General features: G+C 73.2%; 13 protein-coding genes. 9 read left to right on the forward strand and 4 right to left on the reverse strand.

The annotated features are described in order from the left end of the window. Window positions 1–121: 121 nt before the first annotated feature. Entirely contained in the window at window positions 122–307 is a 186-nt protein-coding gene (rpmB, locus tag ACFYXA_RS30920; protein ID WP_003993230.1) for a 50S ribosomal protein L28, read from the reverse strand. Between the two features lie 256 nt (window positions 308–563). Here rpmB and ACFYXA_RS30925 point away from each other — a divergent pair, with 256 nt between their 5' ends. After that, the gene (locus ACFYXA_RS30925; protein ID WP_352247204.1) at window positions 564–2,279 is read left to right on the forward strand and encodes a DAK2 domain-containing protein; all 1,716 of its coding nucleotides are present in this window, start codon (window positions 564–566) and stop codon (window positions 2,277–2,279) included. A gap of 15 nt (window positions 2,280–2,294) precedes the next feature. On the opposite strand, the gene ACFYXA_RS30930 is transcribed toward ACFYXA_RS30925, so the two are convergent. Continuing rightward, on the reverse strand, window positions 2,295–5,288 hold the full coding sequence (locus ACFYXA_RS30930) for a tetratricopeptide repeat protein (protein WP_389039078.1): 2,994 nt from the start codon (window positions 5,286–5,288) through the stop codon (window positions 2,295–2,297). Further along, window positions 5,288–7,144 carry an HSP90 family protein gene (locus ACFYXA_RS30935; RefSeq protein WP_352247180.1) on the reverse strand — a complete coding sequence of 619 codons (1,857 nt, stop codon included), beginning with the start codon at window positions 7,142–7,144 and terminating at the stop codon, window positions 5,288–5,290. The genes ACFYXA_RS30930 and ACFYXA_RS30935 overlap by 1 nt, the downstream gene beginning before the upstream one ends. 166 nt (window positions 7,145–7,310) lie before the next feature. Between ACFYXA_RS30935 and recG the strand changes: the two genes are divergently transcribed. The 8 genes from recG (at window position 7,311) to mutM (ending at window position 14,715) form a co-directional block, all read left to right on the forward strand. After that, a complete protein-coding gene (gene recG, locus ACFYXA_RS30940) occupies window positions 7,311–9,503 on the forward strand; it encodes an ATP-dependent DNA helicase RecG (protein ID WP_389039081.1) in 2,193 nt (730 codons plus the stop codon). Window positions 9,504–9,608: 105 nt separating this feature from the next. Continuing rightward, on the forward strand, window positions 9,609–10,193 hold the full coding sequence (rsmD, locus tag ACFYXA_RS30945; RefSeq protein ID WP_352247178.1) for a 16S rRNA (guanine(966)-N(2))-methyltransferase RsmD: 585 nt from the start codon (window positions 9,609–9,611) through the stop codon (window positions 10,191–10,193). Between the two features lie 26 nt (window positions 10,194–10,219). Further along, on the forward strand, window positions 10,220–10,699 hold the full coding sequence (coaD, locus tag ACFYXA_RS30950; protein ID WP_351096092.1) for a pantetheine-phosphate adenylyltransferase: 480 nt from the start codon (window positions 10,220–10,222) through the stop codon (window positions 10,697–10,699). Window positions 10,700–10,809: 110 nt separating this feature from the next. Continuing rightward, window positions 10,810–11,925: an ATP synthase F0 subunit B gene (locus ACFYXA_RS30955; protein ID WP_352247177.1), complete on the forward strand. Its 1,116-nt coding sequence runs from the start codon at window positions 10,810–10,812 to the stop codon at window positions 11,923–11,925. Window positions 11,926–12,114: 189 nt separating this feature from the next. Further along, a complete protein-coding gene (locus tag ACFYXA_RS30960) occupies window positions 12,115–12,768 on the forward strand; it encodes a DUF177 domain-containing protein (protein WP_130443164.1) in 654 nt (217 codons plus the stop codon). Window positions 12,769–12,770: 2 nt separating this feature from the next. Further along, entirely contained in the window at window positions 12,771–12,944 is a 174-nt protein-coding gene (rpmF, locus tag ACFYXA_RS30965) for a 50S ribosomal protein L32 (RefSeq protein WP_003951102.1), read from the forward strand. A 7-nt stretch (window positions 12,945–12,951) separates the two neighbouring features. Beyond that, entirely contained in the window at window positions 12,952–13,776 is an 825-nt protein-coding gene (gene rnc / locus ACFYXA_RS30970) for a ribonuclease III (RefSeq protein WP_388485047.1), read from the forward strand. Between the two features lie 78 nt (window positions 13,777–13,854). Further along, the gene (mutM, locus tag ACFYXA_RS30975) at window positions 13,855–14,715 is read left to right on the forward strand and encodes a bifunctional DNA-formamidopyrimidine glycosylase/DNA-(apurinic or apyrimidinic site) lyase (protein WP_352247176.1); all 861 of its coding nucleotides are present in this window, start codon (window positions 13,855–13,857) and stop codon (window positions 14,713–14,715) included. Here the strand turns inward: mutM and ACFYXA_RS30980 are convergent. After that, entirely contained in the window at window positions 14,688–15,077 is a 390-nt protein-coding gene (locus tag ACFYXA_RS30980) for a winged helix-turn-helix transcriptional regulator (RefSeq protein ID WP_389039090.1), read from the reverse strand. The two genes, mutM and ACFYXA_RS30980, sit on opposite strands and share 28 nt — an antisense overlap. Between the last annotated feature and the right edge of the window lie 11 nt (window positions 15,078–15,088).

The raw sequence follows: 15,088 nt of genomic DNA on the forward strand, positions 1-15,088 counted from the left end.
TCCGGCCGGATCCGTAGCTGACCGCCGTCCTGCCGGATCCGGATACAGCAAGAAGCCGGTCCACCCAGGGTGGACCGGCTTGATGCAGCGAACCGGCAGTGGCCGCGCGCTCAGCTGAGCGTCAGCGCGAGACCTTGCCGGCCTTGATGCACGAGGTGCAAGCGTTCACGCGCTTCGGCGTCCCGCCGACCACGGTACGCACGCGCTGGATGTTCGGGTTCCAGCGACGGGACGTACGGCGGTGCGAGTGCGAGATGTTGTTGCCGAAGCCCGGCCCCTTGCCGCAGACGTCGCAGTTGGCAGCCACGGGTCACTCCAAAGACTTCAGATGCACTTACGGTTGATCCCGGCATGCCGGGATCAAGATCGATGGGATCAGAGATCTGAGTGGCGGTGCCAGGGGATGGCCCGATACGGATCGGGCAACCGGAGCAGCATACAACGACTGCGCCAGTACAACGAAACTACCATGGCTGCTCAGGGGCTCCGCCCCGGCCCGCTTCCGGCGGACACCCCTCCAAGGTCTACGCTGCGTGCCAGTCCAGCAGCTCAAGGAGGCCCAGGTGCCGCAGGTGCCGCAGACATTCGATGCTCTCGCGGTCCGCACCTGGTGCGGCCTGGCGCTGGGCGCGCTGGGACGCGCGCGTGAGGAGATCGACGCGATCAACGTCTATCCGGTCGCGGACGGGGACACCGGCACCAACCTCTATCTGACCGTCGAGTCCGCGGTGACCGCCGTGGAGGCCGTGTTCACCGGACACGAGGCCGGGTCGGCCGGCGGCGGGGTCCACGGCGTCCCCTCGCTCGCGGACGCGGCGCGCGCGATGGCGCACGGCGCGCTCATAGGCGCGCGCGGGAACTCCGGGACGATCCTGGCCCAGTTGCTGCGCGGCATGGCCCAGGTGCTCACCGCCGAGGGTGAGAGGCCCCACACGGACGCCGGGGGGCTGCGCCTGGCGCTGCGGCACGCGGCCGACTCCGCCCGCCGGGCCGTGGCCCACCCCGTCGAGGGCACCGTCCTGTCCGTCGCCGCGGGCGCGGCCGACGCGGCCGGTGCGGCCGACGGCGACTGCGGGGCGGTGGCCCGCGCGGCCTACCGGGGCGCGTGCGCCGCGCTCGCCGCGACCCCGGGCCAGCTGGCCGTCCTGGAGCGCGCCGGGGTGGTCGACGCGGGCGGGCGGGGCCTGGTGGCGGTGCTCGCGGCACTGGTGGAGACGCTCACCGGGGAATCGCCGACGGCCCCTCCGGCCCCTTCCCGGGCCGTGCACTTCCCGGACGCGCCGGACACCCCGCGCTCTCCGGCCGTCCCCGACCCCCTCGACTCCGAGGTCTGCGGGGACGTCCCCGAGGGCGGCGGCCCCGCCTTCGAGGTGATCTACCTGCTGGAGGCCGAGGACACCGCCGTGGACCGGCTCCGCAGCCGGCTCGACGCCCTCGGCGACTCCCTCGTCGTCGTGGGCGGTGACGGGCTGTGGAACGTCCATGTGCACGTCGACGACGCCGGGGCGGCCGTGGAAGCGGGCGTGGAGGCCGGCCGCCCGTACCGCATCCGCATCACGCACTTCGGCCTCGACGACGTGCACGCGCGCGGGGGTGAGCGGCAACCCCGTGAGCGCGTCGAGCGGGCGGTCGTCGCCGTCGTGGAGGGCGAGGGCCTCGCGGGGCTGTACGCCGAGGCGGGCGCGACGACGGTCCTCGCGCGCCCGGGGGAGCCGCCCGCCAGCGGAGAGCTCGTCGAAGCCGTGCGACGGGCCCACGCGCGCGAGGTCGTGCTGCTGCCCAACGACGCCGACCTGCGTCACACCGCCGCCGCGGCGGCCGAGCAGGCCCGCACGGAGGGCATCCGGGTCGCCCTCATCCCCACCCGCTCCGCGGTCCAGGGGATCGCCGCGCTCGCCGTCCACCAGCCGGAGCGCCGCTTCGACGAGGACGTGGTCTCCATGACCTCGGCGGCCGGCGCCACCCGCTACGCCGAGATCACGGTCGCCGAACACCAGTCCTGGACCATGGCCGGCATCTGCCAGGCCGGCGACGTCCTCGGGCTCGTCGACGGCGACGTGGCCGTCATCGGCGCCGACGTCACCGCCACCGCCGAGACCGTCCTGAACCGCATGCTGTCGGCCGGCGGGGAACTGGTCACCCTGGTGCTCGGCGACGAGGCGCCCGAGGGCGTCGCCGAGCGCCTTGAGGCACGGGTGCGGGAGGCGTACCTCGCCGTCGACACCGTGGTCTACCGGGGCGGCCGGCAGGGGGCACTCCTGCTGATCGGCGTCGAGTGACCCGCCGCCGGTTGCTCAGCCCGTCTGCTCCGTCGTGACCTGGATCAACTGCTCGGCCTCGGCCCGCCGCGCGCGGACCGTCTCGTCCCCGGTGTCGGGGTCGTCGTCGGCGTAGGCCGCCAGCACCGCACGCGCGCGTGCCGCCGCCTGCCCGGGGCGGCCGAGGTCGGTCTCCAGCCAGCCGGCGGCCAGTTCGGCCGCGGTGCGGGCGTGCAGGGCGTCCTCCCCGAGGGGGACGAATACGGCGACCGCGCGGGCCATCTGCGACAGGGCGTCCTCCCACGTCTCCCGGATGGACTCGTCGTCGGCGTCCTCGGCGGCCGAGCGGGCCAGCAGATCGCCGAACTGGCGGTGGGTGTGGCCGAGTTCGAGGACGAGCCGCGGACGCTCCTCCGCCGCGTCCGCGGTGTCCGCCGCGTCCAGCGCCTCCAGCGCGTCCGCGCACTCCTCGACGGCCCTCGTCATCAGCTCACGCGCCGCGCCGACACCGCCCTCGGCGCGCAGCGCCAGCCACGCGCGTGCGCGCAGGGACCGGATCAGCCCGTGGACGTTGCCCAGGGAGCGCCACAGCTCACCCGCGCGCGCGTACGCCCGGTCCGCCTCCTCGGGGAGCCCCGCCTGACCGAGGGACTCGCCGGCCAGGTGCGCGAGCGTGGCGTGGTCGTGCTGCTCGGGCCAGTGCCGGGCTGTCTCGGCTGCCTGCAGCCGCCGTTCGGCGCTCGCCCGGTGCTCGCCGAGCTCGCTCAGACAGTCGCCGAGCCACCACTGCGTCTGGACGACCGCGCCGTCGCCGTGCGTCTGCGGGCTCAGGTCCGCGAGCGCCGACTCCAGCACCTCCGCCGCCTCCGCCCACCGGCCCTGCCGGACCAGGAACCCGCCCAGCTGGTGCCGCGCCCACGCCCCGAGCGTCGGGCCCTCGCCGGCCTCGTCGGCCCAGTGCGCGGCCTCCAGGGCGTGCTCCGCGGCCTCCCCGGGCTCTCCCCGGCCGCCGACCACCTCGGCGAGCTGGAGGCCCAGCTGCGCCCGCCCCACCGGCTCCAGGAACGCCCCGCCGTGCTCCAGCGCCGCCCGCAGCGCCCGCTCCGCCTCCACCAGGTCGCCCAGGTGGTGGGCCAGACCGGCGAGCCGGGCCTCGTACTCCACGGCGAACCAGGGCAGGCCCGCCTCGGTGAACTCCGCCGCCGCCCGCGCGAACAGCTCCGCGCCCGCCTGCGCGTCCCCCGAGCGCACGGCCAGCTCCGCGAGCATCGCGTGCCCCTCGGCGACCCGCGCGGCGAGCCGCACGTCGTCCCCGGCCCGCCCGTCGACGAGAGCGAGCAGCTCCCGCACGGCCGCCTCGGCCTCCGCCAGCACCGCCTCGGCCTCCGCCGTGTCCGTCGGCTCCGCCGCGTCCGGCTCCCCGACCGCCTGGACGCGGCGCATCAATATGCGGGCGCGGCCCATCAGCACACCCGCCGCCTGCGGCATCTCCGTGCCGCCGTCGGCGTACAGCGCGAGGACCAGGTCGTAGGGTTCGGCGACGGCCGTCAGGGCCGCGTCGACGTCCCCGGCGAGCGCGCGGACGTACGCCGCACGCGTGCGTGCCGCCAGGGCCTCCCCGGGGTCGCCGGCCTCCGCGTACAGCTCGGCGGCCCGCTCGAACTTCCCCGCGCCCTCCGGGCCGAGCGCCATCGCCTCGTGGTCGGCGATCTCCGCACGGTCGCGCGCCTCCAGCGGGACGCCCTCGGCGGCCCGCGCCACCGCGGCCCACGCCTCCATGGCGTGCGGCTGCAGGGCGTCCGACAGCCGCCGCGCCTCCGCGAGCAGCGTGGGCAGGTCCGCCTCGACGGCCCGCGCGTCCGCGGTCGACGGCGGCTCCCAGGACGCCGGCGGCGGTACGGCCGGCGTCGCCGGGCGGGCCGTCCGCACGCCCAACGGCAGCCGTTCCACCAGCGGTTCCTGCGCCATACGCGCGCGGGTGCGCTCAGTCACGTACGAGGTGCCGTTGCGCTCGTCGAACCGCGCGGCCAGCGCCAGCGCCTCCTCGCGCGCGTGGGCCGCGAGCTCGTCCGCCGTCCACGCCCGCCCCGCCGGGCCGGGCACCGTCCGGCCGCCCAGACCCCGCGCCGACAGCCGCTCCATCAGCAGCGCCACCACGCTCAGGAACTCCAGCCTGCTGCGCGGATGGCCGTCGTCGGTGAAGTACGCCGGCCGCTCCGCGAGCAGCTCCAGGCCCCGCGCCTCGTTCCCGGTCAGCGCGCAGAACTCCACGTGGTCCGCGTACGCGCCCCGCATGCTCTCCATCGCCCGCACCAGCCGGAAACCCCGCAGATGGTGGGCGCGCGCCTCCTCCGGCCGGTCCAGGCGCAGCAGCGGCAGCAGCGAGGAGGCCAGCACGGTGTGCGGTTCGTGCGCGCACGTGTACTCGCCCTCGAGGACCGGCGCCCACAGGTCGAGGGCCTCCGCGTCCCGGCCCCGCTCGGCCTGCCACCAGCCCTGCCCGTGCAGTTCGCAGGCGTGGCAGTCGGCCATGCTGTCCCGGTCCGCGGCCAGCCAGGCGGCGAACGCCCGCTCCGCCCGCGGCACGTCCCCGACATGCGCGGCCACACTGAACTCCGCGCTGCGCACGGCCCGTTCGGAGTGCCCGGCGAGCCGGTAGCGGTGCTCCATCTCGCCCAGCCACTTCTCCACCGACGCCAGCGGCACATGCGGCTGGTCGAGCATGCCGGACGTCACCCACTTGAAGACCCAGTGCAGCGAGTGCGTCTCGTACTCGTCGAAGTCACCGGGCCGTTCGTCCCACATGCGCAGCAGCCGCGCGAACGGGACGAACATCTTGCCCTTCTCGGAGCTGTAGTTGTAGACCTTCAGCTGGTGCCCGAGCGCCTCGATCACGGCGAGCGGGATGTTCAACCGCTCGGCCGCCACGAGCAGTTGCTCCGCGCGCGCGTTGCGCGCCGGCCCCTCCGGCTGCCCGGAGTTCTCCGCCATCGCCCGGCGCAGCGCCTCGAAGTCCCCGATCTCGGTCATCAGCGACCGCCCTCCCCCTGTGCGGAGTCGCCCTGTGCGGACTCCCCGTGCGTGGCCCACTCCAGGAGCCCGATGAACGCCCGGTTCAGCAACGCGGAGTCCGCCGGCCGCAGCGGCCGCTGCGCCATCAGCAGCGCCTGCCCGTACAGCGACTCCGCCGCGGTCCCTGTCAGCTCCGCGTCCCGCAGCGAACTGATGCGCCGGACCAGCGGGTTGAGATGGTTCAGCACCAGCCGCGCGCGCGGGGCGCTGCCCCGCAGCGAGCCCAGGATCCCCGCCCACAACTCGTCCGCCCGCTCCTCGGCCTCCGCGCGCGCCTGCTCGTGCCGCGCCGCGCGGTCGTCCAGGTGCAGCGCGGGCACGGACAGCGGGTGGAACGCCCGCAGGACGACGTCACAGCCCAGCGGGTCGAGCTTCGCCCGCGCCGCCGCCAGGAAGCCCGACAGAGCCAGCTCCACCGCCGGCTCCACCGCGTCCAGATGAGCGGTCACGGTGTCCGCGTCCAGCTCGGCGACGACCGTCCCCGGCCGCACCGAAGGCAGCGCCTCGACCAGCTCGGCGTCGTACGTGTAACCGCCGTTCACCACACCGACGCCCTGCGCGGACGCGATCGGCGCGACCTGCCGGTACTCCTCCACCGTCCGCGTGAAGTGCACGACGGGGTGCCGCTGCGCGAACTCCTCCAGCGACAGCCGCCCGTCGGACGTCTCGAAGGGCAGCCACGGCAGCATCGTGCGCAGCATCTCCTCGTCGTGCCGCGCGAGGGACTTCACCCCCAGGTGGTGCACGGCCAGGAACGCGGCGAGGCGCTCCGGATCACCGGCGGCCAGACCCGTCAGCCACGCCCGGATCCGCTCGCCCAGCGCCTCGCGCACGGCCGCCAGCGTCTCGTCCTCGTACAGCGCCTCACGCGAGGCCGTCGGCCGCAGACTGTCCGTGTCCAGCACACAGCGCACGAAGAACGCCCAGTCGGGCAGCAGCTGTTCGGCCCGCTCGGTCAGCAGCATGCCCTTCAGGTGCACCCGGTGACCCGCCCGCTGCGCCGGACTGACCGCCGCCGGCAGCACGTACGCCACCCCGCGGATCCCGGCGAGCGGCACGTTCAGCTCGATCGAGTCCAGCGGCGTGAATCCGAACAGCTCGTGGCAGTGCCGGGCCAGCGCCACCCGCCGGCCCGCGGGGGAGGGGTACGGCCGGTCCCAGGGGGCCGGCAGATCGGTGACCGCCTCCTCGCCGACCCGGACGTCGTAGGGCAGCAGCGAGCCGAAGTCCCGCGCCAGCCGCAGCACCCGCTGCTCGTCGAGCCACTCCGCCGCCCCGGCCCGCGCCGTCAGGTGCACGGTGGTGCCGGGCTCCGGGCGCTCCTCGTCGGGCAGCGTCCGCACGGTGTACGAGCCGTCGTCGCGGGCCGTCCACTCCACCGGCGGCGCGCCGGGCGTGCGGGCGCTGCGGCTGACCACCCGGATCCGCTCCGCCACCACGAAACAGGCCAGCAGCCCGATGCCGAACTGCCCGAGGAAGTCGGAGCGGGCCTCCTGCAGCCCCTCCGCCCGCTTGGAGCTGCGCCCGATGGTGGCCAGCAGGTCGTGCACGTCGGCCTCGGTGAGCCCGACGCCGGAGTCCTCCACCCGCAGCGTGCCGCCCGACGCGAACAGCCGCACCCGCGCCGGGGCGTCGGGCTCCTCGGCCCGCCGGGCGGTGATGGCGTCCACGGCGTTCTGCAGCAGTTCGCGCAGGTAGACCCTCGGACTGGAGTAGAGGTGATGGGACAGCAGGTCCACCAGACCGCGCAGGTCGACCTGGAACGTGTGAGGTGACGGGGATGCCTGGGATGACTGTGACGTCTGGGAGTCCATCGCTCAAGCGCCGCGGTTGGGGGCGTCGACGGCGCGGGGTCGGGCGGTCCCGGTGGGGCGGTGACCGCGGTGAGATGGCCGGAGCGCGTCATCCTAGAGCCCGAACGAGCCGTCTGACCAGGGGTTTCGGGACACGTCTACGGCAATGTCAGTGCGGTGGTGTGCAATGGATCTCGTGCCCGCACTCGAAGAACCGCTGAAGAAGGTGCTCGGCCCACCGACCGCGAAGGTGATGGCCGAGCACCTCGGCCTGCACACGGTCGGCGACCTCCTGCACCACTACCCCCGCCGGTACGAGGAGCGCGGCCAGCTCACCCACCTCGCCGACCTCCCCATGGACGAGCACGTCACGGTCGTCGCGCAGGTCGCCGACGCCCGGCTGCACAGCTTCGCCTCCGCCAAGGCCCCCCGCGGCAAGGGACAGCGCCTCGAAGTCACCATCACCGACGGCAGCGGCCGCCTCCAGCTGGTCTTCTTCGGCAACGGCGTCCACAAGCCCCACAAGGAGCTCCTGCCGGGCACGCGCGCGATGTTCGCGGGCAAGGTCTCCCTGTTCAACCGCCGCCTCCAACTGGCCCACCCGGCCTACGAACTGCTCCGCGGCGACGCGGAGGAGTCGGTGGAGACCTGGGCGGGCGCCCTCATCCCGATCTACCCGGCCACCGCCAAACTGGAGTCCTGGAAGATCGGCAAGGCGATCCAGACGGTGCTGCCCAGCGCCCAGGAAGCCGTCGACCCCCTGCCCGGCTCCCTGCGCGAAGGCCGCGGGCTGGTCTCCCTCCCCGAGGCCCTCCTCAAGATCCACCGCCCGCACACCAAGGCCGACATCGACGACGCCCGCGCCCGCCTGAAGTGGGACGAGGCCTTCGTCCTCCAGGTCGCCCTGGCCCGCCGCCGGCACGCCGACGCGCAACTGCCCGCCGTCCCCCGCCGGCCGAGCCCCGACGGCCTGCTCACCGCCTTCGACGACCGCCTCCCCTTCACCCTCACCGACGGCCAGCGCAAGGTCTCCCGCGAGATCTTCGACGACCTGGCGACCGACCACCCGATGCACCGGCTGCTCCAGGGCGAGGTGGGCTCCGGCAAGACGCTGGTGGCCCTGCGCGCCATGCTCGCCGTCGTCGACGCCGGCGGCCAGGCCGCGATGCTCGCGCCCACCGAGGTCCTCGCCCAGCAGCACCACAGGTCGGTGGTGGAGATGATGGGCGAGCTCGCCGAGGGCGGCATGCTCGGCGGGGCCGAACAGGCCACCAAGGTCGTGCTGCTCACCGGGTCCATGGGAGCGGCCGCCCGCCGGCAGGCGCTGCTCGACCTGGTCACCGGCGAGGCCGGCATCGTCATCGGCACACACGCGCTGATCGAGGACAAGGTCCAGTTCCACGACCTCGGCCTGGTCGTGGTCGACGAACAGCACCGCTTCGGCGTCGAACAGCGCGATGCCCTGCGCGGCAAGGGCAAACAGCCCCCGCACCTCCTCGTCATGACCGCCACGCCCATCCCGCGCACGGTCGCCATGACCGTCTTCGGCGACCTGGAGACCTCCGTCCTGGACCAGCTCCCGGCCGGCCGCTCGCCCATCGCCAGCCATGTCGTCCCGGCCGCCGACAAGCCCCACTTCCTCGCCCGCGCCTGGGAACGGGTCCGCGAGGAGGTCGGCAACGGCCACCAGGCGTACGTCGTCTGCCCCCGCATCGGCGACGACGAGGACGAGCCGAAGAAGAAGGCGCAGGAAGACGCGGACAAGCGCCCGCCCCTCGCCGTCCTCGACGTCGCCGACCAGCTCGCGAAGGGACCGCTCACCGGCCTGCGCATCGAGGTGCTGCACGGCCGCATGGCCCCCGACGACAAGGACGCCGTCATGCGCCGCTTCGCCGCCGGCGACATCGACGTCCTCGTCGCCACCACCGTCATCGAGGTCGGCGTCAACGTCCCGAACGCCACCGCCATGGTGATCATGGACGCCGACCGCTTCGGCGTCTCCCAGCTGCACCAGCTGCGCGGCCGCGTAGGCCGGGGCTCGGCCCCCGGCCTGTGTCTGCTGGTCACCGAGATGCCCGAGGCGAGCCCCGCTCGCCAGCGCCTGGGCGCCGTCGCGGCCACCCTCGACGGCTTCGAGCTCTCCCGCATCGACCTCGAACAGCGCCGCGAGGGCGACGTCCTCGGCCAGGCCCAGTCCGGCGCGCGCACCTCGCTGCGCGTCCTCGCGGTCATCGAGGACGAGGAGGTCATCGCCCAGGCGCGGGAGGAGGCGGTGGCGCTGGTGGCGGCGGACCCGGAGCTGACGGGCCTGCCCGGCCTGCGGACCGCCCTGGACGCCCTGCTGGACGAGGAACGGGAGCAGTACCTGGAGAAGGGGTGAGGGGAAACTCCCGAGGGGCGCGGGCCGCATCGCCTGTGCGGCTACCGCCGCGGGATCGCGACCAGCCACAATGAACGTGAAGCAGCCCACGACCAAGGACCGAAGATGACCCGCGTGATCGCCGGCGCAGCCGGCGGACGTCGCCTGGCCGTCCCGCCAGGGACCGGCACCCGCCCCACCTCCGACCGCGCACGCGAAGGCCTCTTCTCCACCTGGCAGTCCCTCCTGGGCGGCCCCCTGGAGGGCGAACGGGTCCTCGACCTCTACGCCGGATCGGGCGCCGTCGGCCTCGAAGCCCTCTCGCGCGGCGCGAGCCACACCCTCCTGGTCGAGGCCGACGCCCGCGCCGCCCGCGTCATCCGCGAGAACGTGAGAAACCTCGCGCTCCCCGGCGCCGAGGTGAGGGCGGGCAAGGCCCACCAGGTGATCCAGACGGCGCCGGCGGCCCCGTACGACCTCGTCTTCCTCGACCCCCCGTACGCGGTCACCGATGACGATCTTCGCGAGATCCTGCTCACACTCCGCTCGGGGGGCTGGCTCGCCGCCGAAGCGCTGGTCACCGTGGAGCGCAGCACCAGAGGCGGGGACTTCGGGTGGCCGGACGGCTTCGACGCCCTCCGCTCCCGCCGCTACGGCGAGGGAACGTTTTGGTACGGTCGCGCCGCCTCAACGTGCGAAGACGCACGATGACCGGACCGGAGAGCGAGGGATCACAAGTGCGCCGCGCCGTCTGTCCCGGGTCGTTCGACCCGATCACCAACGGACATCTCGACATCATCTCCCGTGCCTCCCGTCTGTACGACGAGGTCTACGTCGCGGTGATGATCAACAAGTCCAAGAAGGGCCTGTTCGAGATCGACGAGCGGATCGACCTGATCCGCCGGGTCACCGCCGAGTACGCCAACGTCAGGGTCGAGGCCTTCCACGGCCTCCTCGTCGACTTCTGCAAGCAGCGCGAGATCCCGGCCATCGTCAAGGGCCTGCGCGCGGTCAGCGACTTCGACTACGAGCTGCAGATGGCCCAGATGAACATCGGCCTCTCCGGCGTCGAGACGCTCTTCGTGCCCACCAACCCCGCCTACAGCTTCCTGTCGTCCTCCCTGGTGAAGGAGGTCGCGACCTGGGGCGGCGATATCTCCCACCTGGTCCCGCCGCTCGTCCACGAGGTGCTCACCGAGCGCCTGCGTCAGGGCTGACGGCCCCCTGAGCCGCTGACGGCCCCTCACCCGGTGTCCCGCGGCCGCCTCCTGGCCGTACAGTCGTCCCGTCCGTCTCCTTCACAGCTGTAGAGAGTGGCGAGCAACCGGTGGACGTGCAGAAGAAGCTCGACGAGATCGTCACGGCGGTCTCCAGTGCCCGGTCGATGCCGATGTCGGCCTCGTGCGTGGTCAACCGCGCGGACCTGCTCGCCCTGCTGGAAGAGGTGCGCGCGGCCCTGCCCGACTCCCTCGCCCAGGCGCAGGAGCTGATCGGCGGCCGGGAGCAGATGGTCGAGCAGGCCCGCCAGGAGGCCGACCGGATCATCGAGACCGCGCACGCCGAACGCGGCTCGCTGGTCTCCGGCACCGAGATCGCCCGCCGCTCCCAGGCCGAGGCCGACCGCATCCTCGCCGAGGCCCGCAAGGAGGCCGAGGACATCCGCGCGGAGGCCGACGACTACGTCGACTCCAAGCTCGCCAACTTCGAGGTCGTCCTCACCAAGACCCTCGGCTCCGTCGGCCGCGGCCGGGAGAAGCTCCTCGGCACCGGCCCGGGCACCGACGAGAACGGCTTCGAGGACGAGGACGCCCCCGAGCGCAGCCACGACCCGGAGACCCTGCGCCGCGACGCCGACGCTTACGTGGACGTCAAGCTGGGCGCCTTCGAGGCGGTCCTGGCCAAGACCCTGGAGGCCGTCGGCCGAGGCCGGCAGAAGCTGCACGGCCGGATCGCCTCCGACGACCTCGGCCTCCTCGCCGACGACACCACGACCTTCCAGCACTCCTCCGACGCCGACTACCTCGCCGACCTCGCCGCCCTCGCGGCGCGGGACACCCCGGCCGAGCAGCCCGCGCAGCAGCAGCCGCAGCAGTACGACCACCGGGAGCCGCAGCCGGCGTACGACTACGCCCAGCAGCAGGACCCCTACGGCGGCTACCAGCCGCAGACGGCCTACCCCGGCGGGCAGGACCCCTACGGCTACCAGCAGCAGGCCGACCCGTACGCCTACCACGGCTACGACGCCCACCAGGCGCCCTACGACCCGAACCAGGCCGCCCACCACCAGGTCCCGGCCCCGGAGCAGGAGCCGCAGCAGCAGTCGCAGCCCCAGCAGTCCGGGCAGGACCCGCAGGCGTACGCCCTCGACGAGACCAGCCTCTTCGACACCGGCATGATCAGCGCCGAGCAGCTGCGCGCCTACGAACAGGGCCGCGGCCTGTGACGGCGGCGGTCACGGGCGGCGGGCGGTCGCGGGAGGCCGTGAGCACCCGATTGGGCCATGAGCGCAAGGTCCAGTATCCTGGCTCTTCGGTCGCGTGTGCGCGTCACTGACTGCGTGCCGTTCGCGATCACCGCTGCCCGGAAACCGGAGGGCGGCGACCCCCAGAGCTCGGAAAGATCGAAAGCAGGAATGGCTTCCAACGCCCGCCTCGACCACCGCAACCCTCTCGTGTTCGACACGCACGAGCTGGGGCGGCGTCCTGGCGCGCAGCAGCGCCTGACCCGCGAGATCGACGCCCCCAGGGACCTCGGGATCCAGGGGGTCATCGGAGTGCCGGAAGGCGCCCCGGTGGAGCTGGAGCTCCGCCTCGAATCCGTCATGGAAGGGGTGCTCGTCACGGGCACCGCCCGTGCGACGGCCGAGGGGGAGTGCGTAAGGTGTCTGGAGCCGGTCGAGCTGGAGCTCGAAGCGGACTTCCAGGAGATGTTCTCGTACCCTGACGCCGACGACCGGGGCCGTGTGAAGACGGAACCGGCCGACGACGCCGAGGACGACGAGGACATGCTCTTCCTCGAGGACGGCCTGTTCGACCTCGAACCCGTGCTGCGCGACGCGGTGGTGCTCGCACTGCCCATGCAGCCGGTGTGCCAGGACGACTGCCCCGGCCTGTGCTCCGAGTGCGGAGCCCGGCTGGCGGACGACCCGGACCACCACCATGACGCCGTCGACATCCGTTGGGCGGCTTTGCAGGGACTCGCCGGTTCACTCGAAGACGGCGAGAAGGACGAGATGAGCGGCGAAGCGCCCGATTCAGCGCGCGCCGCCGAGAAGCAGGAGAAGTAGCCGTGGCTGTTCCGAAGCGGAAGATGTCGCGCAGCAACACGCGCCACCGCCGGTCGCAGTGGAAGGCTGCGGTCCCCACCCTGGTTGCGTGCGAGCGCTGCCACGAGCCCAAGCAGCAGCACATCGCGTGCCCGTCTTGCGGCACCTACAACAAGCGCCAGGTCCTCGAGGTCTGAGCGGCTGGTGAGAGGCTTCATGTCTGACGCCAAGGCGGACACGACCGCCAAGAACAAGGCGGACACGGCCTCGTCCCACACGCTTCTGGAAGGGCGGCTCGGCTATCGGCTCGAGTCCGCCCTTCTGGTGCGTGCGCTGACCCACCGCTCCTACGCGTACGAGAACGGCGGTCTGCCGACGAACGAGCGGCTGGAGTTCCTCGGGGACTCCGTGCTCGGCCTCGTCGTCACGGACACGCTGTACCGCATCCACCCCGACCTGCCCGAAGGCCAGCTGGCCAAACTGCGGGCCGCGGTGGTCAACTCGCGTGCGCTGGCGGAGGTCGGTCGCGGCCTCGACCTGGGCTCCTTCATCCGGCTGGGCCGCGGTGAAGAGGGCACGGGCGGCCGGGACAAGGCATCCATCCTCGCCGACACCCTGGAAGCGGTGATCGGCGCGGTCTATCTCGACCAGGGCCTCGACGCGGCCTCCGAACTGGTGCACCGCCTGTTCGACCCGCTGATCGAGAAGTCCTCGAACCTCGGAGCCGGCCTGGACTGGAAGACGTCCCTCCAGGAGCTCACCGCGACCGAAGGACTCGGCGTCCCCGAGTACCTGGTCACGGAGACCGGCCCCGACCACGAGAAGACCTTCACTGCTGCCGCCCGCGTCGGAGGCGTCTCGTACGGCACCGGCACCGGCCGCAGCAAGAAGGAGGCGGAGCAGCAGGCCGCCGAGTCCGCCTGGCGGTCCATCCGGGCCGCTGCGGACGAACGCGCCGCGGCGGCCAAGACCGTCCAGGCCGTTCCGGTGGTCGACGGCAGCGCGGACACCGAGTCCGCCTCCGCCTGACCCCTCCGCCCCGACGAGCGCCCGCCCCTCACCAGGGGGCGGGCGCTCGGTTCGTCCACCAGTCCCACGGGGGTCGTCATGCCCGAGTTGCCCGAGGTCGAGGTCGTCCGGCGCGGCCTGGAGCGGTGGGTCGCCCACCGGACCGTCGCCGCCGCCGAGGTGCTGCACCCGCGTGCCGTACGCCGTCACCCGGCCGGGGCCGACGACTTCGCGCACCGGCTGGAGGGCCACCGCGTCGGCGTCCCCAGCCGGCGCGGCAAGTACCTGTGGCTCCCGCTGGAGGACACCGGCCAGGCGATCCTCGCGCACCTCGGGATGAGCGGGCAGCTGCTGGTGCAGCCGCAGGGATCGCCCGACGAGAAGCACTTGCGCGTCCGCGTCCGCTTCGCGGACGCCCAGGCCACCGAACTCCGCTTCGTCGACCAGCGCACCTTCGGCGGCCTGTCCCTGCACGACACCACCCCCGACGGTCTGCCCGACGTCATCGCTCACATCGCCCGCGACCCCCTCGACCCGCTGTTCGACGACGCGGCCTTCCACCAGGCGCTGCGGCGCAAGCGCACCACGATCAAGCGGGCCCTGCTCGACCAGTCGCTGATCAGCGGCGTCGGCAACATCTACGCGGACGAGGCCCTGTGGCGCTCCCGTCTCCACTACGACCGGCCGACCGCGTCCCTCACCCGTCCCCGCACCGCCGAGCTCCTCGGGCACGTCCGGGACGTGATGAACGCGGCCCTGGCCGTCGGCGGCACCAGCTTCGACAGCCTGTACGTCAACGTCAACGGCGAGTCCGGCTACTTCGACCGGTCGCTGGACGCCTACGGACGCGAGGGCCTGCCGTGCAAGCGGTGCGGCACGCCGATGCGCCGGCGGCCCTGGATGAACCGGTCGAGCTACTACTGCCCGAAGTGTCAGCGGCCGCCGCGCGTCTCGTCGTAGCGCGTGCGGGCGGCGAGGACGTCGTCCATCCGCCCTTCCACCAGGTGGATCAGGCCCAGGAGCCGTTCGGCGACCTCATGGCCGAAGGGGGTCAGCTCGTAGTCGACGCGGGGCGGGTTGGTCGGCTGGGCCTCGCGGTGCACCAGGCCGTCGCGCTCCAGCGCCTGCAGGGTCTGGGACAGCATCTTCTCGCTCACGCCGTCCACCCGGCGGCGCAGCGCGTTGAACCTGAGAGAGCCCTCGTGCAGGGCCCCCAGCGTGAGTGCGCCCCAGCGGCCCGTGACGTGCTCAAGCGTGCCCCGCGAGGGGCAGGCCTTGGCGAACACGTCGTAGGGGAGCTCCTGCTCCGGGATGCCGTCCATTCCTTCAGAAT

This window comes from Streptomyces sp. NPDC002566 (assembly GCF_042889585.1).
In the GTDB taxonomy this organism is placed as follows: Bacteria; Actinomycetota; Actinomycetes; order Streptomycetales; family Streptomycetaceae; genus Streptomyces.

Coding starts and splice junctions, on each gene's coding strand:
- ACFYXA_RS30930 (WP_389039078.1), bottom strand. CDS start 5,288: ATGACCGAGATCGGGGACTTCGAGGCGCTGCGCCGGGCGATGGCGGAG.
- ACFYXA_RS30935 (WP_352247180.1), bottom strand. CDS start 7,144: ATGGACTCCCAGACGTCACAGTCATCCCAGGCATCCCCGTCACCTCAC.
- recG (WP_389039081.1), top strand. CDS start 7,311: ATGGATCTCGTGCCCGCACTCGAAGAACCGCTGAAGAAGGTGCTCGGC.
- rsmD (WP_352247178.1), top strand. CDS start 9,609: ATGACCCGCGTGATCGCCGGCGCAGCCGGCGGACGTCGCCTGGCCGTC.
- ACFYXA_RS30960 (WP_130443164.1), top strand. CDS start 12,115: ATGGCTTCCAACGCCCGCCTCGACCACCGCAACCCTCTCGTGTTCGAC.
- mutM (WP_352247176.1), top strand. CDS start 13,855: ATGCCCGAGTTGCCCGAGGTCGAGGTCGTCCGGCGCGGCCTGGAGCGG.
- ACFYXA_RS30980 (WP_389039090.1), bottom strand. CDS start 15,077: ATGGACGGCATCCCGGAGCAGGAGCTCCCCTACGACGTGTTCGCCAAG.